The organism is Chryseobacterium sp. BGARF1 (assembly GCF_001677955.1).
Taxonomy (GTDB): domain Bacteria; phylum Bacteroidota; class Bacteroidia; order Flavobacteriales; family Weeksellaceae; genus Chryseobacterium.
Map to the genome: position 1 here is coordinate 12,498 of NZ_LELA01000041.1, position 18,485 is coordinate 30,982.

21 protein-coding genes and 1 riboswitch are annotated in these 18,485 nt (G+C 33.6%); of the genes, 8 read left to right on the top strand and 13 right to left on the bottom strand.

What is annotated here, in order from left to right; genetic code table 11:
• Positions 1–74 precede the first annotated feature (74 nt).
• The 3 genes from AB671_RS07120 to namA are packed head-to-tail and all read right to left on the bottom strand — an operon-like array spanning position 75 to position 1,799.
• Positions 75–407 (bottom strand): CCC motif membrane protein, encoded by a 333-nt coding sequence (locus tag AB671_RS07120; RefSeq protein ID WP_066676275.1) that lies wholly within the window; start codon positions 405–407, stop codon positions 75–77.
• A gap of 18 nt (positions 408–425) precedes the next feature.
• On the bottom strand, positions 426–719 hold the full coding sequence (locus AB671_RS07125) for a DUF2752 domain-containing protein (RefSeq protein WP_066676273.1): 294 nt from the start codon (positions 717–719) through the stop codon (positions 426–428).
• 27 nt (positions 720–746) lie between these two features.
• Complete coding sequence (gene namA / locus AB671_RS07130; RefSeq protein WP_066676271.1) at positions 747–1,799, bottom strand: NADPH dehydrogenase NamA; 1,053 nt, start codon at positions 1,797–1,799, stop codon at positions 747–749.
• A gap of 109 nt (positions 1,800–1,908) precedes the next feature.
• Here namA and AB671_RS07135 point away from each other — a divergent pair, with 109 nt between their 5' ends.
• The 3 genes from AB671_RS07135 to AB671_RS07145 all read left to right on the top strand — a co-directional run bounded on the left by AB671_RS07135 (position 1,909) and on the right by AB671_RS07145 (position 5,746).
• Positions 1,909–2,391, top strand: coding sequence for a cytidine deaminase (locus tag AB671_RS07135; protein WP_066676269.1), 483 nt, complete (start codon positions 1,909–1,911; stop codon positions 2,389–2,391).
• A 245-nt stretch (positions 2,392–2,636) separates the two neighbouring features.
• A riboswitch (cobalamin riboswitch) is annotated at positions 2,637–2,814 on the top strand.
• 34 nt (positions 2,815–2,848) lie between these two features.
• Positions 2,849–4,684: a TonB-dependent receptor plug domain-containing protein gene (locus tag AB671_RS07140; RefSeq protein WP_066676267.1), complete on the top strand. Its 1,836-nt coding sequence runs from the start codon at positions 2,849–2,851 to the stop codon at positions 4,682–4,684.
• Positions 4,685–4,696: 12 nt separating this feature from the next.
• On the top strand, positions 4,697–5,746 hold the full coding sequence (locus tag AB671_RS07145; protein ID WP_066676265.1) for a DUF5074 domain-containing protein: 1,050 nt from the start codon (positions 4,697–4,699) through the stop codon (positions 5,744–5,746).
• 72 nt (positions 5,747–5,818) lie between these two features.
• Here AB671_RS07145 and AB671_RS07150 read toward each other — a convergent pair whose 3' ends face one another.
• From AB671_RS07150 to AB671_RS07190, 9 genes are all read right to left on the bottom strand, one after another.
• Entirely contained in the window at positions 5,819–7,240 is a 1,422-nt protein-coding gene (locus AB671_RS07150; RefSeq protein ID WP_066676262.1) for a CCA tRNA nucleotidyltransferase, read from the bottom strand.
• Between the two features lie 433 nt (positions 7,241–7,673).
• Complete coding sequence (locus tag AB671_RS07155) at positions 7,674–8,222, bottom strand: L-threonylcarbamoyladenylate synthase (protein ID WP_066676260.1); 549 nt, start codon at positions 8,220–8,222, stop codon at positions 7,674–7,676.
• 64 nt (positions 8,223–8,286) lie between these two features.
• Entirely contained in the window at positions 8,287–8,730 is a 444-nt protein-coding gene (gene tnpA / locus AB671_RS07160) for an IS200/IS605 family transposase (protein WP_317040111.1), read from the bottom strand.
• Positions 8,731–8,857: 127 nt separating this feature from the next.
• On the bottom strand, positions 8,858–9,361 hold the full coding sequence (locus AB671_RS07165) for a DinB family protein (protein ID WP_066676258.1): 504 nt from the start codon (positions 9,359–9,361) through the stop codon (positions 8,858–8,860).
• Between the two features lie 113 nt (positions 9,362–9,474).
• Positions 9,475–9,927 carry a GNAT family N-acetyltransferase gene (locus AB671_RS07170; protein ID WP_066676354.1) on the bottom strand — a complete coding sequence of 151 codons (453 nt, stop codon included), beginning with the start codon at positions 9,925–9,927 and terminating at the stop codon, positions 9,475–9,477.
• 259 nt (positions 9,928–10,186) lie between these two features.
• Complete coding sequence (locus AB671_RS07175; RefSeq protein WP_066676256.1) at positions 10,187–11,326, bottom strand: cystathionine gamma-synthase; 1,140 nt, start codon at positions 11,324–11,326, stop codon at positions 10,187–10,189.
• A gap of 109 nt (positions 11,327–11,435) precedes the next feature.
• A complete protein-coding gene (locus AB671_RS07180; RefSeq protein WP_066676255.1) occupies positions 11,436–12,203 on the bottom strand; it encodes a T9SS type A sorting domain-containing protein in 768 nt (255 codons plus the stop codon).
• 104 nt (positions 12,204–12,307) lie between these two features.
• The gene (gldC, locus tag AB671_RS07185) at positions 12,308–12,634 is read right to left on the bottom strand and encodes a gliding motility protein GldC (RefSeq protein ID WP_066676254.1); all 327 of its coding nucleotides are present in this window, start codon (positions 12,632–12,634) and stop codon (positions 12,308–12,310) included.
• A 118-nt stretch (positions 12,635–12,752) separates the two neighbouring features.
• Complete coding sequence (locus AB671_RS07190; protein ID WP_066676253.1) at positions 12,753–13,739, bottom strand: gliding motility protein GldB; 987 nt, start codon at positions 13,737–13,739, stop codon at positions 12,753–12,755.
• A 52-nt stretch (positions 13,740–13,791) separates the two neighbouring features.
• On the opposite strand from AB671_RS07190, the gene AB671_RS07195 reads away from it, so the two are divergent.
• The 5 genes from AB671_RS07195 to AB671_RS07215 all read left to right on the top strand — a co-directional run bounded on the left by AB671_RS07195 (position 13,792) and on the right by AB671_RS07215 (position 16,689).
• Complete coding sequence (locus tag AB671_RS07195) at positions 13,792–14,430, top strand: hypothetical protein (protein WP_066676252.1); 639 nt, start codon at positions 13,792–13,794, stop codon at positions 14,428–14,430.
• A 3-nt stretch (positions 14,431–14,433) separates the two neighbouring features.
• Positions 14,434–14,961, top strand: a complete 528-nt coding sequence (locus tag AB671_RS07200) for a GNAT family N-acetyltransferase (protein ID WP_066676250.1) — start codon at positions 14,434–14,436, stop codon at positions 14,959–14,961.
• Positions 14,962–14,970: 9 nt separating this feature from the next.
• On the top strand, positions 14,971–15,762 hold the full coding sequence (gene nadE / locus AB671_RS07205; RefSeq protein ID WP_066676248.1) for an NAD(+) synthase: 792 nt from the start codon (positions 14,971–14,973) through the stop codon (positions 15,760–15,762).
• 81 nt (positions 15,763–15,843) lie between these two features.
• A complete protein-coding gene (locus tag AB671_RS07210) occupies positions 15,844–16,326 on the top strand; it encodes a ribonuclease domain-containing protein (protein WP_066676246.1) in 483 nt (160 codons plus the stop codon).
• 57 nt (positions 16,327–16,383) lie between these two features.
• Positions 16,384–16,689, top strand: coding sequence for a barstar family protein (locus AB671_RS07215; protein WP_066676244.1), 306 nt, complete (start codon positions 16,384–16,386; stop codon positions 16,687–16,689).
• Between the two features lie 72 nt (positions 16,690–16,761).
• Here the strand turns inward: AB671_RS07215 and pafA are convergent, their stop codons facing one another.
• Positions 16,762–18,408, bottom strand: coding sequence for an alkaline phosphatase PafA (gene pafA / locus AB671_RS07220; RefSeq protein WP_066676353.1), 1,647 nt, complete (start codon positions 18,406–18,408; stop codon positions 16,762–16,764).
• Positions 18,409–18,485 lie beyond the last annotated feature (77 nt).

Here is an 18,485-nt window from a genome sequence, read left to right on the forward strand (position 1 = left end):
CTAAAAATAATTAAATTAAACAAGAAAGGCTGCAAAAAAAAATTGCAGCCTTCTCTATTCTTAATTAAGACTTATTATTGTCCCATTAATTCTCTGATACGTTCCTGCATCAATTCTTGATCTGAAAGTGCATCCCATCCGAAAGTAGCAATCATCCCAATATTTAAAACAAGATAAAGTGCACTAAGTATCAAACCAATAATACAAAGAATTCTTCCTGTATTAAGGTTATTGTAATCAGAATATAAAGTTGGATTACTTTGATAAAGAGCATTGTCTTTTTTGTAAAGTACAAGTCCGATAATTCCAGCAATTAGCCCTAAAACACCGTAACAACAGCACCCGACGATAGAAACAATTCCTAAAACAAGTACTGCCGTAGCATTAGGTAATTTTTGTTGATTCATAATTTGTTTTTTTAATGTTTAGTTTAAATGAATAATAAAATGTTTATAAAAGTAAGAAAAAACCATGATCAGTGAATTAATTATTGCTAAAAAAATTAAAATCTGTCCGTAATTTCTTTTTTTGTCGATAAAATTGATCCCTACAAAGCAGAAAAAAAGCAATAAGGTGTAAACTGCCGGAAACATATGAAAGGCCTCAGAAAATTTTCCCTCAAAAACCATCAATATTGCCCGCTGAGATCCACATCCGAAACACTCGATTCCCAAAAACTTTTTGCTGGGACAAGGAAGCATAAAATCTTCTATATGCATTGCTGTCTTTTAAATTCGTTCCTAAAATTAAGAAGAAATTTTCGCTCTAAGGTATTGATGTGGAAAAAAAGATTCTTCTTTCATTTCAAAAGAACCCTGAACTGCCAAATAAGGGTTTCGCAAAATTTCTCTCGCTACAAATATTAAATCAGCTTCGTTGTTTTGTAAAATTTCTTCTGCCTGTGCGGTATTCGTAATCAACCCTACTGCTCCGGTTTTCACATGTGCCTGATTTTTCACAGTCGAAGAAAACGGTACTTGGTAACCATCAAAAACAGAAATTTTGGCGGCGGGAATATTACCGCCACTTGAAACGTCTACCAAATCAACATGATGGTCTTTTAAAATTTTAGACAACTCTACACTTTCATCAATACCCCAACCATTTTCAGCATATTCCGTTCCTGAAATTCGTACAAATAACGCTACATTCTCATTGAGCTCTTCATTAACAGCATCTACAATTTCCAGTAAAAATCTAATTCTGTTTTCGAAACTTCCACCGTATTCATCGGTTCTCACATTAGAAAGTGGAGACAAAAACTGATGAATTAAATACCCGTGAGCTGCGTGAATTTCAACAACATCAAAACCTGCATTTACTGCTCTTTTTGCTGCATTTTTAAAATTTTGAACCTGCTCTTTTATTTCTTCTATAGTCAAAACGTGCGGAATTCTTTCTGTCGGATGATACGGAATCGCACTTGGTGCAAGTGTTTCCCAACCTTCTTCCAAAGAGATCTGTTTATTTTCCCAGGTAGAACCCTTTCTTCCCGCATGAGCGATCTGAATTCCTATTTTGCTTTCAGAATTTTTATGGACGAATTCTACAATTTTCTGAAGTGCATTTGCTTGCTCGTCATTCCAGATTCCCATGCAATGATTGGTAATTCGACCTTTCGGCTCTACACCGCTTGCTTCTACAATGAGAAGTCCGGTTCCGCCTTGAGCACGGCTTCCGTAATGCACAAAATGAAAATCATTGGCAACCCCATTTTCTGAGGAATACATACACATTGGAGACATTACCCAACGGTTCTTAAGCTCTACATTTCTGAATTTTATTGGAGAATATAACATTGAATTATTTTTTTAAGAACTAAAAATACAAAATTTAGCCTGATTATAGCATATTGTCCACGTCGCTAAAAAGCTTTACTTTTATGCCCCTTTTTTACGAAGAAAGAAAATGAAAAAAGATATAAAAATCAGTTACGAACATTTCAAAGGCAGGAACGAACTTTCAGAGATTGAAAACCGTCTTTTTGAACAGGCAATTCAGGCGAGAGAAAACGCTTACGCACCCTACTCTAATTTTTTTGTAGGTTGTGCAGTTTTGCTGGAGAATGGTGAAGTTTTCTCAGGAAACAATCAGGAAAATGCAGCCTTTCCTTCCGGGCTTTGTGCAGAACGAACCGCTTTGTTCTGGATCGGCGCGAATTTTCCTGACCAAATAGTTAAAAAAATATTTATTGTAGGCGGACCAAAAGAGTTTTCAGAGAAAAACCCTCCAATTCCTCCGTGTGGAGCTTGCCGACAAAGTATTATAGAATACGAGACCAAGCAAAACAAAAATATCGAACTCTATTTTTCTAATCTTAATGATGAAGTGATTAAAGTAGGTTCTATAAAAGATTTGCTTCCTTTTTATTTTGATGGAACATTTTTGTAGAAACCTCCCACGGATTACACAAATCAACACAGATTATTAAAAATATAATCTGTGTTTTTTTTGCCATAAAGAAATGAGTTAAAAGGAAATATAAAGAATGTGAAACTGTTATTTTCTTAACTTTTGGAAATAATAAAGTCTAAAAATCTTTTATTTCTTTTACAGTGAAAATCTTTTAATTTAAATCAATTATAACGGTTTTATCTTAGCTTTAATAAAATTTAATCTTTCTTTTCAAAAAAACTATATTTGCAAAAAATTTTGGTTTCCAATAGATTGGAACTAAGAGGGAATTGGGTGAAACTCCCAAGCTGTCCCCGCAACTGTAAATCGCATTCAAAAATTGTTACAAAAACCACTGCCAAAACGGGAAGGTGTGGCAAAGCGAAAGTCAGGAGACCTGCCGGAATTTTAATATTAATAATAGAATTGCTTTCGGAGGAAAGGCAGATATGATATGATTTTAAAAAGAGCATTTACCCTACTTTCTGTGTCTTCTTGTCTGACAATTTATTATGGTCAGGAAAAAAACATTGACACTGTTTTTGTATTCGACAGTCAAATGAAAAAAGTAAAACTTTTTCATTCTTTGACGACATTATCTCCTGCAGATATTCAAAAAAACTCTTCGAATCTTTCTGAGGTCCTGAGATTTCAATCGCCTGTTTACATTAAAGAAAACGGTCGTGGTGCGGTTTCTTCACCTTCATTTAGAGGAACAACAGCACAACAGACTGCTTTTGTATGGAATGGTATCAATATCAATTCTCCGTTTTTGGGACAGGGTGATATTAATAATATTGCACTTTTCGGATATGACCAAATGGAAATAAAATCTGGTGGCGGAAGTGTCATTTACGGAAGCGGTGCGATTGGAGGAAGTATCCATTTAAATAATGATTTAAGTTTTAACCAAGGTTTTAAAGGATTATTTAATTCTGAAGTTGCTTCTTTCGGAACTTATAATAATTTTTTGAAAGCAGCTTACAGTAACGATAAATTTAGTTTTAAGGCTTCAGGAAATTATTCAATTAGTGAAAATAATTACGAAGTTCCGGAAAAAAATTACATCAATAGAAACGGAAAATTTCACAATACAACCTTTAATATAGGTACAGCATATAAAATTGCAAAAAACCAGACGATTTCTTGGCAAAGTCAGTTTTATGATGCGACTCAGAACTATAGAATTCTTGCGGAAAATGTGGATAAAACCAGCTATCAAGCACAGACTTTTAGAAGTTTAGTTTCTTGGGACATTGATCATTCTAAGCTATCCAACAGTTTAAAAGCAGCCTACACAGAAGATAATTTCAAGTATTTCGGAATTTATAATGCTCCTTTTACGAGTGGTGGAATTAGTAAGAACTACATTTTTAAAAATGATTTCAATTACTTCATTATTCCTAAACTTAATATCAACATCATCGGAGAGTTTCAACAAAATCAGGGAGAAGGTTTAGGAACTTCAGAACTCAAAGATGTCAGTAGAAATGTAGGTTCAGTTGCAGGTTTATTAAGGTATTTCGCAACGCCAAATCTTCGTTTTGAAGCCGGAATCAAGCAGAATTTTATAGAAGACATTAGTTCTCCTCTCCTCTACTCTTTTTCAGGAAAATGGAAAGCCAATAATTGGTATCAGGTTAATTTAAATTTGTCAAAAAACTTCAGATTCCCTTCATTTAATGATCTGTATTGGGAACTTGGAGGAAATGTTAATTTGAAATCAGAAACTTCAGTTCAGGCAGATTTAAATCAGGAATTTAGTTTGAGTGGATTTAAGCTGAGCATAACTCCTTATTATATTAAAATTGATAATATGATTCGTTGGGTTCCGACAGCATTTGGATATTGGGCAGCTTCTAATGTAGAAAAAGTAGAGTCTTATGGTTTGGAATCTCAGCTTAGTTACCAAAAAAGCTTTAATGAAAATCATGCTGTAAAATTCATTGCCGGATATGCTTACACAAAATCTGTTGATTTAGAAAACCAAAAACAACTGATGTACGTTCCGTTGCATAAGTTTACGTCGAATGTAGATTATCAGTACAAGTTTTTGAATTTCTTTGCACAAGGAATGTTTAACGGATTAACGTATACCACTTCCGATGAGAGTAAAAAATATGCAATCTACCCGTATTTTGTAATGAATGCCGGAATTTCTGCCACAATTTTTAAAAAATATACTTTAGGATTTAAGGTTAACAATATTACAGATACTGTTTATGAAACAGTGGAATATTATCCTTTACCTAAAAGAAATTACAGTATTAACGCAACAATAAATTTTTAAATCAATAATATTATGAAATTAAACAGACTCTTACAGTTTATTTTTGGATTCGTTCTTTTATTTTCGATTTCGTGTACATCAGATTACGAAGAAGTTATCCCGGAAATAACCTATCAAAACGGACTTTTCATTACCAATGAAGGTAAATTCCAAACTCCGAATGCAGACGTTACTTTTCTTACAAAAGATTTAAGCTTAATGCAAAATGACATCTACAAAGCAAAAAATAATAACGAAAATTTAGGAGACGTTCTTCAAACAATGGTTTTGAATGGAGATAAAGCTTATCTTTTGTTGAATAACTCTAATAAAATCACTGTTGTAGACCGTGTAACATTCAAAAAAACAGGAGAAATCACAGCTCAGCTAAGCAAGCCTCGTTATATGGCGATTGCAAACGGAAATCTTTACGTTTCAAACGACCAATATGGAGGAGGGAAATATGTAAATGTTTATAAATTATCAGACAACTCTTTTGTAAAGAAAATTGATTTTGCTTCAACAAGTACTGTTGAGAACGTGGTAGAAGCTGGAGGAACAATTTTCGTACAAAATGCTTCTTACGGATTTGGAAATACTTTTACAAAAATCAACACAACAACCAACACGATTGATGGGGCTGCAATCCCGGTTCCAAACGGAAATATTACCAAAACAATCTCATCGAGCGGAAATGTTTACATCATTGCAGGAACTGCTACAGACTCTTACATCTACCAAATTTCACCTGCAGGAGCGATAACAAAAACAACCACCCTTACTGGTATTGGAAATGGTAGAAACTTACAGATTGATGGCGGAAGATATTATTTCAGCTCTTTGAACAAAATCTACTCTATGGATGTGAATGCTACTACAGTTCCAAGTCCACTTTTCAGTACTGCTGAGACCGATCCAAACTTTGCTGTTTACGGATTTAGCGTTATAGACGGAAGAATCTTTGTTTCTGATGTAAAAAAATTCACTGCAGCTAGCGAAATTACAGTTTACACTACTGCCGGAACACCAATTACCAAATTCACAGCAGGAATAGGAGCTACATCGGTTTATAAAAACTATTAATCTCTTATTTTTCAAAAATAAAAAATGCGGTTTCTTTTGAGACCGCATTTTTTTGTTTTATAATATTAAGTTTTAAGCTAAAGTTAATCCAAGTTTCTCAGCTTCTGCAATCACAAAGTTTTTCGCCTCTTCATGATCATTTCCAATCTCGCCTTCCAAAATTGCTTCTTTTACTTTTTCCTTTAAAATCCCAATTTCACGGCCAGGTTTAAGGTTAAACATTTCCATAATTTCTTCTCCCGAGATTGGAGGTTGAAAATTCCTTACTTGGTCTTTTTCCTCAACTTCTTTTATCTTTACCGCAACGTATTGAAAGTTCTTTTTAAACCTCTCTTGCTTTCTCGAATTTTTTGTCGTGATATCAGCTTTACAAAGTGTGAACAATTCTTCTATATTTTCTCCGGCATCGAATAAAAGCCTTCTCAGTGCAGAATCAGATGCATCATCGGTAATCAAAGCAATCGGGCGTGACGACAGCTTCACCATCTTCTGAACGTATTTCATATCAGCATTCAACGGTAATTTCAGCTTTTGAAAAAGTGTTTTTACCATTTTTGAACCTAAAAACTCATGCCCATGAAAAGTCCAGCCTGTTCCTTCGACGAATTTTTTTGTCGGTGCTTTTCCGATGTCGTGAAGCAAAGCTGCCCAGCGAAGCCATAAATTTTCGGTATTTTCAGAAATATTGTCTACCACTTCCAAAGTATGGTAAAAATTATCTTTATGGGTTTGTCCTTCTACTTCTTCTACGCCTTTCAGGTCAATTAACTCAGGAATAATAAGCTTCATTAAGCCCGTTTCTTCCATCAATTTCAAACCAACAGAAGGCTTTTTTGACAACATGATTTTATTAAACTCAACCATGATTCTTTCCATAGAAACGATCTTGATTCTTTCTACTTCTTGTTTAATTGCATTTAAAGAATTTTCTTCAATTGTAAAATTTAAAGTCGATGCAAAACGCACTGCTCTCATCATTCTCAAAGGATCATCGGAATACGTTTGAGCTGGTTCTAATGGCGTTCTCAGAATTTCTTTTTCTAGATCACCAATCCCATCAAAAGGATCTATTAATTCTCCAAAATTATCTTTATTCAAAGAGATCGCCATTGCATTGATGGTAAAATCTCTTCTTTTTTGATCGTCTTCTATTGTTCCACCTTCTACATCGGGTTTACGGCTATCTTCAGTATAACTTTCCTTTCTTGCTCCTACAAACTCCAATTCAAGGTCTTTGTATCTGATCATCGCCGTTCCGTAGGTTTTAAAAACTGAAACTTTCATTTTAGGATCAATTTCTTTCCCCACATTTTGGGCAAGCTCAATTCCACTTTGTTCGGTCACAAAATCAATATCGGTAGATGCTTTTCTTTTCATTAAAAGATCACGCACAAAACCACCCACGATGTACACCGACTGATTGTTTGCCGCTGCCACTTCAGAAATAATTTTGAAAAGTTTTAGATTTTTATTTTGATTGAGGTTGATGAACATTTTTTTAATAGATGTTAGATATTAGATGTTAGATATTAGACTTACAACTATATGCTTTATAATTGTTCACTTATATCTAATGTAAAACCACTAAGAGACCAGATTTTAAGTTTAAAAATTAAATTTCTGACTTATTAATGGTTAAATGATTTTGCAAAGATAAGGATTTACTGAAAAAAGGATTGGTTTAACCCCGAAAGTCACAAAAGATTTCATGAGCCAATTTAAAGTATTCGATTTTGATGCTTTAAATTAAATTCAAAGATTTTTGAAAACCTGTATGATTTGCAGGATAACTTTAACACATTAGTCACAAATTTTTCAGTTTAAATGTTTTAGCATATTTTAGAACACATCAATTTGAAAATCAAAGACTTTCAATATAATTCAAAATTTAAACCTGTGGAAATCTATGATATCTGTGGGAATTAAATCACTCTCTTAAAACTTTTATTCTGTTGTCACTCCAGATTTTAATGACTGAAGATCCTGAATATTTTGAAACCACTTCTCTGTTTTCTTCCACTGCATAATCTACTAAGTCAATAATTTCAGGAGAAATATCAGAAAATTTCAACGGACTTTTATCTCCACTAAAATTAGCTGAAGTTGAAACCAATGGTTTATTTAATTTTGTAATGAGTTTTTTACAGAAATCATTTTTCACCAAACGAATTCCGATACTTCCGTCTTCTGCCAATAATTCTTTCGGCAAACCTTTTGGATTTTCGTAAACGATAGTCACTGGTTTTTCGCTCAAATCGATAATTTCCCACGCCATTTCCGGAACGTCGACCAAATCCTGCAATCTCTTTTCAGACTCCACCAAAATGATCATCGATTTGTTTTTCTCACGCTTCTTGATGTCGAAAATTTTGTTGATAGCGTCAATATTTGTTGCGTCACAACCAATTCCCCAGATGGTGTCTGTTGGATATAAAATTGTTCCGCCGGATTTTAAAATTTGTATGATGTTTTCCATATTCAATAGGGACGAACTTTAGTCCGTCTTCAAAATTAAGCATTCATTCGGCTTTAGCCAAAGCCTATTTAAAATTATATTTCTCGATAAATTCTTGATATTCGTCTGCAAACGATTTTTTCATATGATGTATCTCTTGATTTTTAATATAATTTCGAACTGATTCAATCATAGATTCTGACACGGAAACTGCAAAATATTCATCCTGCCAAGCAAATTTGTCTTTAGTCAATTGATTTTTATTAATCCAAAAAGAAGATTCTCCTTTTATAAGTTGATTTATTTTTTCAATATTTTGATTTGAACCTAAAGAAATTAAACAATGACAATGGTCTGAATAACCATTAATCATATCTAAATAAATTCCTTTGCTAGATGCGTTTTCTTTTATATGTTTCCAAACTTTCACTCGTAATTCTGTCGAGTTTAAAAGTGGAATTCTGTTTAGAGTAGAAAAGACAATATGAACATAAATTTTGATAAAAGATATTTGTGTTATTTTTAACAAAATTATAAAATTTTTAGATATTGGCTAAAGCCAATATAGGAATTTAAAACATAAAACGGGCTAAAACCCGTTTCTATTGATATTAATTAAGTTCTTTGATAAAGAAATATTATTCTCTTTTAAATATTTACAACTTCGGCAAATATCTTTCCTCAATCACATTCAAATGATGAATATTATGTCCGATAATCAATTTCCCGATTGTTTCTGCAGAGATTTGATTACCGTTCGCTGTTCCCATGTTATTTAAAACCGATGGGTTCATTGTTTCCAATAAGATCTGAGAAGATTGTCTCCCCAATTGATATTCCTCTAACAAAGAATTTAAGCTTCTTTCGTTCGCAAAAGAGTTTTGAGCATATAATTCTTCATCAAAACCGGGTAAATTCTTTTCTTCACCTCTTGCAATCGCCAAAGTTCTGTATTGAAAAACCCTTTCCGTATCTGATAGATGAAGAAGCACTTCTTTCAATGTCCATTTTCCTTCTGCATAAGCAAATTTCGATTGCTCTTCAGTTAAAAATGAAAACAAAGAAACGGTTTTCTCGCCTACAGATATAAATTCTTCCAGCCAGTTTTCAGATGGAATTAAATCTAAATATCGTTGAATATATTTTTGAAAATCAGTCATTTTAATATGAGTAATAAGTAATTGGTAATGATTAATAATATAAGCGATAAGTGTTAAATGATTAATGATAATTTCAGAACTGCAAGTATCATTTATGATTTATCAATAATCATTTATAAATCTTTATTTGTCCATTCATAGAAATTTACTTCATCGTAAATTTCAAATCCGCAACTTGGGTACAATTGATTTCCGATGTCGTTGGATTTTCCGGTCTCAAGTAAAATTCCGGAAGCATCGGTAGATTTTGCTAATTGTTTAGCTTCTTCGATCAATTCTTTAGAAAAACCTTTTCCTCTATAATTTTCATTGACATACAAATCATTCAACAACCAATAACGCTTCATTCTTGTTGAAGAAAATAATGGATATAATTGAACAAAACCAACTAGTTCCCTTTCACTTTCAGCAACAAATATTTCAGAATCTTTATTTTCTATTCTTTGTTTTAAAAAATTTTCTGCAGCAGGAATATCAGATTCTTTATGATAGAAAACTCTGTATTGGTCAAATAATTCTGCTAATTGAGGTAAATCCTGAACCGTAGCTTTTCTTGTATTTTTCATGTGAAATTTATTAATGATCATAACTTAAAAACACGTTTAAGCCTACATTGATTATTTTCAAATATGAATCTTTCTTATTATATTTTTTATGTAACCACAAAAGTCACAAACGTTTTTTTAGTGTTTTAATTAATTACTTTCAAAAGCTCAAAAAGCAGAATACAATATTTATTCAACACCAAATTCATACATTTTGTGACCTTTTATTTTCAAAAATTTAAGCTAAAAAAAAGCTTTTGCAACTTTTGTAGTAAGAAATTTAAGAAAAAGCTTTCTCTAAATCTGCAATCAAATCTTCTGCATCTTCGATTCCGACGCTTAAACGAACTAAATCATCGGTAATTCCTAATTCAGCACGTTTTTCAGCAGGAATGGAAGCGTGGGTCATCAAAGCAGGATGATTTGCCAAAGATTCTACTCCACCAAGCGATTCTGCCAATGTGAAAACTCTTACTTTTTCTAAGAATTTAATAGCATCTTCTTTTTTCCCTGATTTGAAAGTGAAAGAAACCATTCCTCCAAAATCTTTCATCTGAGCTTTTGCCAATTCATATTGTGGGTGAGATTCTAATCCTGGGTAAATTACTTGCGCAACTGCAGGATGAGATTCTAGATATTTTGCTACCGCCATTCCGTTTTCAGAATGTCTCTGAACTCTTAAAGCCAAAGTTTTGATACCTCTCAACACTAAATAAGAATCGTGAGGTCCTAAAATTCCGCCACTCGCAAATTGAATGAAATGAAGTTTTTCTCCTAATTCAACATCTTTTGCAATTAAAGCTCCTGCAATTACATCAGAGTGACCTCCTAAATATTTTGTAGCAGAATGCATCACAATATCAGCTCCCAAATCGATTGGTCTTTGAAGATAAGGTGTCGCAAAAGTGTTGTCAACAGCAACTAGAATGTCTTTTCCTTTTGCAATTTCTACAACCGCTTTGATATCTACCAATTTCATCAATGGGTTTGTTGGGGTTTCAACCCAGATCAATTTAGTTTTATCAGTAATTACATCTGCGATTTTTGAAGCATCATCAAAATTCACGAAGGTAAATTTCAATTGATATTTTTCGAAAAGCCTGGTGAACATTCTGTAGGTTCCACCGTATAAATCGTCTACGGCAACAACCTCATCGCCTGGATTTAATAATTTTAAAACACAGTCGATGGCAGCCAAACCAGAACCGAAAGCTAAACCTCTCGCTCCGTTCTCGATGCTTGCCAAAGAGTCTTCCAAAGCCTGTCTTGTAGGGTTTGCCGCTCTTGAATATTCGTATCCTGAATGTACTCCCGGAGATTTTTGTGCGAAAGTAGACGTTAAAAAAACCGGAACATTTACAGAACCAGTTGCAGATTCGTGGTGTTGCCCACCGTGTATAACTTTTGTATTGAAATTCATTTCTAAGTATTTTTTGAAAGAAACTTCAAAGTTAGTAAATATACCTTACCAAGGCAAAGATAAAGCGGAAAGGCAATTACCTTTCCGCTATAAATTATCTTAAAATTTGTTATTTTTTAATAATTTTATAAGACTTCCCTTCTTCTTTTGTTCCTACATTCACTATATAAACACCAGGAGTTAAATGGGAAACATTAATCTTTCCTTCTGCTGAAACGGTTTCCTTTTTTACAACTTTACCATTCATATCAATTATGGCTACATTTGTTTTCTCTTTCAAATTTGAAATGTTAAGAACATCTCTAACTGGATTTGGATAAACATTTGAAGAGGTTTTAAGCTCATTTTCATCTACTGACAAAGAAGAAGGAGTTACTGTAAAATTGGTTACTGAAAAATTCAAATTATTAGGCGATGCCCAAATCCCTACTGCAACATAAATAGTCTGATTAGCAGCCAGATTATTGGTCGTTAAGGTCGCTGTACCTGCTTGTGCATTATATTTCCATGCAACACAGCCATCAATAGAAGTTCCATTGCAGCTTGTAAACATTGCAACTCCTTGATATGGAGTGTGAGTTTGAATTGTAATAGAAATTGATTCACCAGCTACACTTCCTGATGTGTAAGAAAAGAGATAATCTCCGCCAGTAGAAGTAAATACACTTCCATAATATTGACTTCCACTTGCTGTAAGACATTGGCTGCTGAAGCTCGTTACCCAAGATTCCGGAGCTGTACCAGTTCCGGCTGTTGTAATGTTAGCCTCTGTAAATCCATTTGTGATAGGACGAGCGTTTGCACAGCTTCCAAATTGTGCCTTCATGAATCCTGAGCACAAAAAAGCCATAATTGTTAAAAAGTAAAGTTTTCTCATTTTTTTTTAATTTAAGTTAGACTTAAAATTAACAAAAAAAATATTGATAACCAAACAATTATCCTTTTCAACAATTATGGCTTATTAGAACTAAATGTCAATATTTACATTTTTATTGCCGATTTTATTGCAAATTCTTCTGCGATCTGCTCGATCCATTCTGCAACATCATCTTCTCCTGTTGCTCTCTGATAGGTACTTCCCATAGATACTAAGATCTGATGCATAAACATTTTCATTTGGTCAACCGGCATTTCTTTGGTCCAAAGGTCGATCCTTAAAGCTTCTGAAGCTTTTTCGTCCCAAACGGAGATCATTACCGCTTTTGTTTCTTCTTTTTCTACGCCTCCATCCTGAGCATTCCAAGTCATTTTTTCCGGAATGTGGTTTTCATCCAGCTCTACATCTATCGTTATTTGGGTCTTTCTCATTTTTTCTATTTTTCTAATATGTTTAATTGGTTGTTGGGTTTTGGTTGATCGTTGATAGAATAATGAATTATATAATGTTAAAAACTAACAACCATCAACTAAAACCAATCAACAAAATTTACTCTTCTAATTTCGGTTTATATCCTGCTTTATTAAAAACTTCCGTGGCATCCATTTTAAGGAAATCGATCAATTTTGTTTCAGGGTTTTTCTTTAAATATTCTTTACACATTTGCCATCCGATAAACACACCAACCATTGGCGAAGATTCGTTATCAATTTCAGTATAAAATTTTGAAAACGGTCCCGGATTGATAAAACGGTCAACCAAACGGTGATCGTCTCCAAAAATTAAATTATTTTCAACAAAATAATTATAGATATTCGCTTCATTGGCAACAGACCAATCGTATTGCTTTTTATCATAATCCATTTTCAGATAATCGGGGGTTTCGGGAAGAAAAGCTTCCTGAAGCAGCATTATTTTTCCGTTATACACCAAAAGATCAATAAATTTCTGATGATCGGGAGAAAAAGGAACAACCTGTTCTGCAAATATCCTTGAAACTTTAGGAACAATATTATTCGGATTCATCGATTTCTGAAAATAACCTTCCAAACCTTTATAATTAGGATTATTATTTCCCATAAAACCACTTACATCAATAAACAGGAAATTGGTCTTATCATCAAAAAATATAGGATCCTGGATCATCTGTAATGTTGATGAAAACAGATATACTTTCGGCGTTTTAAAATTGGGGAAATAATATTTGATATGCGAAAACAAGTCCTGAAGTTCTTTCTGAAGCTTTGTCTGATCTATTTTTGCAATTGCTTCTTTATAGATCTTCACTTCATCAGCATTCGTTCTGTTTTTAGCAAAATCGGCATCAGAAACCGTTCCCTGAAACCATGGAAACTTAGCTTTAAACTGATCTAAAGGTACATTTACATCGTAAAATTCTTTTGAAATATCAGTAACGTCTACCTTTTCGGCAGGATTTTTTATTTCTACTTTCCAATCAGTTTCCTGCTCTTTTTTACAAGAGTTTAAACTTAAAACTAAAAGGCATGAAAGTGCTGCAATTCTAAAAATCTTCATTATTTTTACATGAAATTTAAGTTTACAAAAATAATGAATTAAACACAATTTAATGATGAAATGCAAAATAATTACTTCCCTTTTTATGATTGCAGTAATTCCCTTTTTCTGGTCACAAAATCTTGTTTTTAAGGATAAAAACTTAGAAAAAGTAGTTGTAGAAAATTTTGATCTAAACAAAGACGGTTTCATTAATAAGCTTGAAGCAGAAAAAGTAGAAAATCTTTTCGCGGTAAAAAAAGGTATTACAATGACCGATGATCTAATGTATTTTAAAAATGCAAAAATGATCCTTCTTGATAATAATACCATCTCAAATATTTCTGTTAAAAACCTGAATAAACTTGAACTCTTTTCTTGTGCAAAATGCAAAACATCGACCTTTACAGCAGAAAATTTAGATTCTTTGCTCTCTCTTTTTCTTGATAACAATCAGATCACAGATATTTCGCTGAGATCGACATCGGGAATTGATCAATTAACTATATCTTTAAATAAATTAAAGGCAATCGATGTAAGCAGTCTTAAGTTTTTAAGGAAATTAAACATCGAGCATAACCAGATCCAAAAACTTGATCTTTCTAAAAATTTAAACTTAGAAAGATTGAATGTTATAGGAAATCCATTGAAAAAAACAGACATCAAAAAAAGCACAAAAAATGTAACAATTTTCGGACTTGAAAAAAAATAAAATATGTACCTAGAAACAAAAAGACTCGTTTTAAGAAAACTCGAAGAGGCAGATCATGAGCGACTTTTCCTCCTCGACTCTAATCAGGAGGTCATGAAATATATCGGAATGCCTACTCTTTCTAAAGTGGAAGAATCGAAAGAAGTGGTAAAAATGATCATACAGCAATATGAAGATAATGGTGTGGGAAGGCTTGCTGTGATCGAAAAAGAGAGCGAACTTCTTATCGGCTGGAGTGGATTGAAACTAAATACTTCCGAAGTTAACGGATATCAAAATTTCTATGAACTTGGCTATCGTTTTTTACCTGAAACATGGGGAAAAGGTTACGCTACAGAATCGGGAAAAGCCTCTTTGGAGTATGGTTTTAATGATTTAAAAGCTGAAGTCATTTACGCCTATGCTCATTGTGAAAATCAGGCTTCAAACCATATTTTAACAAAACTTGGATTTGAAAAGACAGGTGAATTTACCGAACCGGACGGAATCTGTTTATGGTACGAACTTAAAAAAGAAAATTTTAAAATATAAAAATAGACAATGCAGACACAAAAAGTAATCGATCATATCGTACAATGGCTAAAAGATTATGCCGAAAGATCAGGATCTAAGGGTTATGTACTCGGAGTTTCGGGTGGTGTAGATTCCGGAGTGGTTTCTACTTTGGCAGCAATGACAGGTTTGAAAACGTTGTTGATCGAGATGCCAATTCGCCAAAAAGAAGATCAGGTAAACCGCGCTTGGGAACACATGAATGATCTGAAATCTAAATTCCCGAATGTTGAGGCAATGTCAGTGAATCTTACTCCAGCTTTTGAAGAATTGTACAAAACTTTTGATGTACATGATGATGAGTTTCCGAACGAAAAATTGGCTTTTGCCAATACAAGATCACGTTTGAGAATGCTTACTTTGTATTATTACGGGCAAATCAACGGTCTTCTAGTTTGTGGAACAGGAAATAAAGTAGAAGATTTCGGAATCGGTTTTTACACCAAATACGGTGACGGCGGTGTTGATGTCTCCCCTATCGCCGATCTTTACAAAACCGAAGTTTACGCATTGGCAAAAGCTTTAGATCTCGTGAAAAATATTCAGGAAGCGATCCCTACAGATGGACTTTGGGATGCAGAAAGAACAGATGAAATGCAAATCGGAGCCACCTATCCTGAGCTTGAAAAAATTCAGAAAGAATGGGGAACAAAAACTGAAGCCGATTACAACGGAAGAGATTTGGAAGTTTTTAAAATTTTCAGCAGAATGAATAAAGCGGCTCAACACAAGATTAATCCAATCCCTGTTTGTAATATTAATGAGGAATGGAGGAATTAATTAATGTAACAATCTATCAATGTAACAGTTTACTAATTAATTGTTACATTGATACACTGATAAATTGGTAAATTGAATCATATGAATCCTAAAATACGTTCGCTTTTCTTTGCCTGTCTCGGACTTCTTTTCGGAATGTCTGTGATGTTTGTTTATAATAATTTTATTGCAGAGAAAAAGGTTCCAAACAAAACTGAAAATGTTTCGAAAGCTTCAGTAAATCAATCTGACAAACAATCTATTGATGAACTTACTAATGAAAATACTATCATTAATTATGTAAAGCAAAATCACCAACTTCCGAATTATTACATCACGAAAAATGAAGCTAAAAAGCTGGGTTGGAATCCTTCTCAGGGAAATCTTTGTGAAGTTTTGCCCGGAAAAGCAATTGGTGGAGATCATTTTGGAAACCGTGAAGGCAAACTTCCAAAAGATGAAAAATATTTTGAAGCCGATGTTAATTACAGCTGCGGAAACAGAAATAGTGACAGAATTATTTTTACTAAAAACGGCGAGGTGTATTTAACCAAAGATCATTATAAAAGTTTTGAAAAGAAATAATTCGTCATTGTAATCACGGAAAACCCATACCTTTGCAAAGTAAAATTTGAATAAACTATGAGCACAATATACATCGACTTTACAGAAATCGGAGATTACGAAGATTTTTACACTCAGCTTAAAGAAAAAATAAAACTTCCGGAGCATTTCGGTGATAATCTGGATGCACTTTCAGATATAATTTCTGGTGAATTGGAAATGCCACTTCACATAGAGTTTGTTAATTTAAGCGTTGACCAACTTGAACTTTTTGAAGACCTTTTAATCACTTTAGAAGATACAGAAGATGAAGTTGAAGATTTCACTTTCACTTATTTTCTTGAACAATATGAAGATGAGGAAGAAGAAATTGACGAACAATAAATCTCCAATTATAAAAAAACAATCCCCGTAAAAATAAATTTTACGGGGATTTTATATGAGTTAAGTTCAATCTTATCTTCCAATAACCTCAGTGATCGGATTACCCACATTTCCACTTGGAAACTGAATATGCAACAAAGCTGAAACCGTTGGTGCAATATCGGTCATGTGATACTGTTTGTTGCTTTCGCCATGCTTAATTCCCCATCCCATAAAAATCAAAGGAATGTGTGCATCGTAAGAATTCCAAACACTGTGTGTAGTTCCTGTTTTTGAATATGGAGGAAGCATAGAGTCATGAGAAATCAGCTGAATATCACCACTTCTCTGTCTGTTGATTCCGTTGATAATTCTTTGTTTGATCGGCTCAGGAATTGTTGCTTCCTGTACTTCTGTTGTAGAAACTGCGTATAAAACTGTTGGATCTTTTTCCAGTTCGTGGATTGCAAATTCTTTAATATCTTCCAACTCAAGATCGTTATCAGCCATTAATTTTCTGTCGAAATAAATTTGGTAATTATCAACTCCGTTAATTAATTTATCAACTCCAAACTTAGCTTTCAGTTTTTCATTTAAGCTTTTTTCCATTCCTTCGCCAAAAAATCCTGTGTTGATCTTATGTTCTTTCAGGAAACCTACAGAATGTGCTCCACCATGATCTGCAGAAACAAAAACGGTGTATTGGTTCTTCCCAACTTTTCCGTCCAGATATTTGAAAAATTGAGCTAAATCCTGATCCAATCTCAGGTAAACATCTTCTACTTCAATAGAATTCGGACCAAATTTATGTCCTGCATAATCTGTTGAAGCTAAGTTGATGGCTAAAATATCAGTCACTTCATCAGCTCCTAAATTTTCACCTTCTACAGAAGCTTCAGCCAGTTTTAAAGTTAAAGTATTTCCAAAAGGCGTGTAACGAATATTGTCTTTTTTAGTTTTATAATCTTCAGCCAAATTACTGTAAGGGAAAACAGGAGTTTTTGAACTTCCTAAAAGCCCTTCCCAAGGAGAATTGTCTGGCGAACTTTCTGTATATTGATCGATCGGTAATAAAGTATTCCAACCGTTTGCAACCAATTGATCCGGCAAGTTTTGTGAATTGAAAGACTTTACCCATTGAGGCAAATCATTCATATACCAAGTGCTCGTAATAAAATCTCCGGTAGAATCGTCAAACCAATACGCTCCATTTGGAGTATGACCAGCCGGAAGAATTGAAGCTCTGTCTTTCAAAGAAACTCCAACTACTTTTCCCTGAAAATTAGTCGCTAATCTCAGTTCGTCTGTAACAGTTGTAGACCAAAGATTTTTCGGAGAATGACTTCCTACTTTTACATTGGTTGTACCAACAGGCTGTACGTTTTCATCGGTTGTACAGTATACATTTTTACCGGTTTCTTTGTCTGTCCAGTCATTTCCGGCAATCCCATGAATCGCAGGAACCGAGCCTGTATAAATCGAAGTATGCCCTAAAGCTGTGACAGTAGGAACATAAGGAATATGCACATTATTTAAAGAATATCCTTTATTTAAAAGTCTTTTGAAACCATCATTTCCGTATTTGCTGTAATATCGGTAAAGATAATCCCACCTCATTTGATCAATGACCAAACCTACTACCAATTTGGGTCTATCAACCTGATTGTTTTTATTTTTCTGAGCATTGATTGGAATTACAGACAGCAATGCAGCTGCAGCAATTGAAATTTTCCTAAACATTGAATAACTTTTTAGTACCACAAATTTACGGGTTTTGAAAGTTTTGGGGTGTGAAATTTTAATTAAATTTAATGATA

Bases quoted from the DNA above. Each gene is read 5' to 3' on its own strand.
- nadE (WP_066676248.1), top strand. From the start codon at position 14,971: ATGCAGACACAAAAAGTAATCGATCATATCGTACAATGGCTAAAAGAT.
- AB671_RS07215 (WP_066676244.1), top strand. From the start codon at position 16,384: ATGAGCACAATATACATCGACTTTACAGAAATCGGAGATTACGAAGAT.
- AB671_RS07210 (WP_066676246.1), top strand. From the start codon at position 15,844: ATGAATCCTAAAATACGTTCGCTTTTCTTTGCCTGTCTCGGACTTCTT.
- AB671_RS07145 (WP_066676265.1), top strand. From the start codon at position 4,697: ATGAAATTAAACAGACTCTTACAGTTTATTTTTGGATTCGTTCTTTTA.
- AB671_RS07125 (WP_066676273.1), bottom strand. From the start codon at position 719: ATGCATATAGAAGATTTTATGCTTCCTTGTCCCAGCAAAAAGTTTTTG.
- AB671_RS07140 (WP_066676267.1), top strand. From the start codon at position 2,849: ATGATTTTAAAAAGAGCATTTACCCTACTTTCTGTGTCTTCTTGTCTG.
- namA (WP_066676271.1), bottom strand. From the start codon at position 1,799: ATGTTATATTCTCCAATAAAATTCAGAAATGTAGAGCTTAAGAACCGT.
- AB671_RS07155 (WP_066676260.1), bottom strand. From the start codon at position 8,222: ATGGAAAACATCATACAAATTTTAAAATCCGGCGGAACAATTTTATAT.
- AB671_RS07190 (WP_066676253.1), bottom strand. From the start codon at position 13,739: ATGAAGATTTTTAGAATTGCAGCACTTTCATGCCTTTTAGTTTTAAGT.
- AB671_RS07135 (WP_066676269.1), top strand. From the start codon at position 1,909: ATGAAAAAAGATATAAAAATCAGTTACGAACATTTCAAAGGCAGGAAC.
- AB671_RS07175 (WP_066676256.1), bottom strand. From the start codon at position 11,326: ATGAATTTCAATACAAAAGTTATACACGGTGGGCAACACCACGAATCT.
- AB671_RS07120 (WP_066676275.1), bottom strand. From the start codon at position 407: ATGAATCAACAAAAATTACCTAATGCTACGGCAGTACTTGTTTTAGGA.
- pafA (WP_066676353.1), bottom strand. From the start codon at position 18,408: ATGTTTAGGAAAATTTCAATTGCTGCAGCTGCATTGCTGTCTGTAATT.
- AB671_RS07200 (WP_066676250.1), top strand. From the start codon at position 14,434: ATGTACCTAGAAACAAAAAGACTCGTTTTAAGAAAACTCGAAGAGGCA.
- AB671_RS07165 (WP_066676258.1), bottom strand. From the start codon at position 9,361: ATGACTGATTTTCAAAAATATATTCAACGATATTTAGATTTAATTCCA.
- AB671_RS07180 (WP_066676255.1), bottom strand. From the start codon at position 12,203: ATGAGAAAACTTTACTTTTTAACAATTATGGCTTTTTTGTGCTCAGGA.
- AB671_RS07195 (WP_066676252.1), top strand. From the start codon at position 13,792: ATGATGAAATGCAAAATAATTACTTCCCTTTTTATGATTGCAGTAATT.
- AB671_RS07150 (WP_066676262.1), bottom strand. From the start codon at position 7,240: ATGTTCATCAACCTCAATCAAAATAAAAATCTAAAACTTTTCAAAATT.
- gldC (WP_066676254.1), bottom strand. From the start codon at position 12,634: ATGAGAAAGACCCAAATAACGATAGATGTAGAGCTGGATGAAAACCAC.
- AB671_RS07170 (WP_066676354.1), bottom strand. From the start codon at position 9,927: ATGAAAAATACAAGAAAAGCTACGGTTCAGGATTTACCTCAATTAGCA.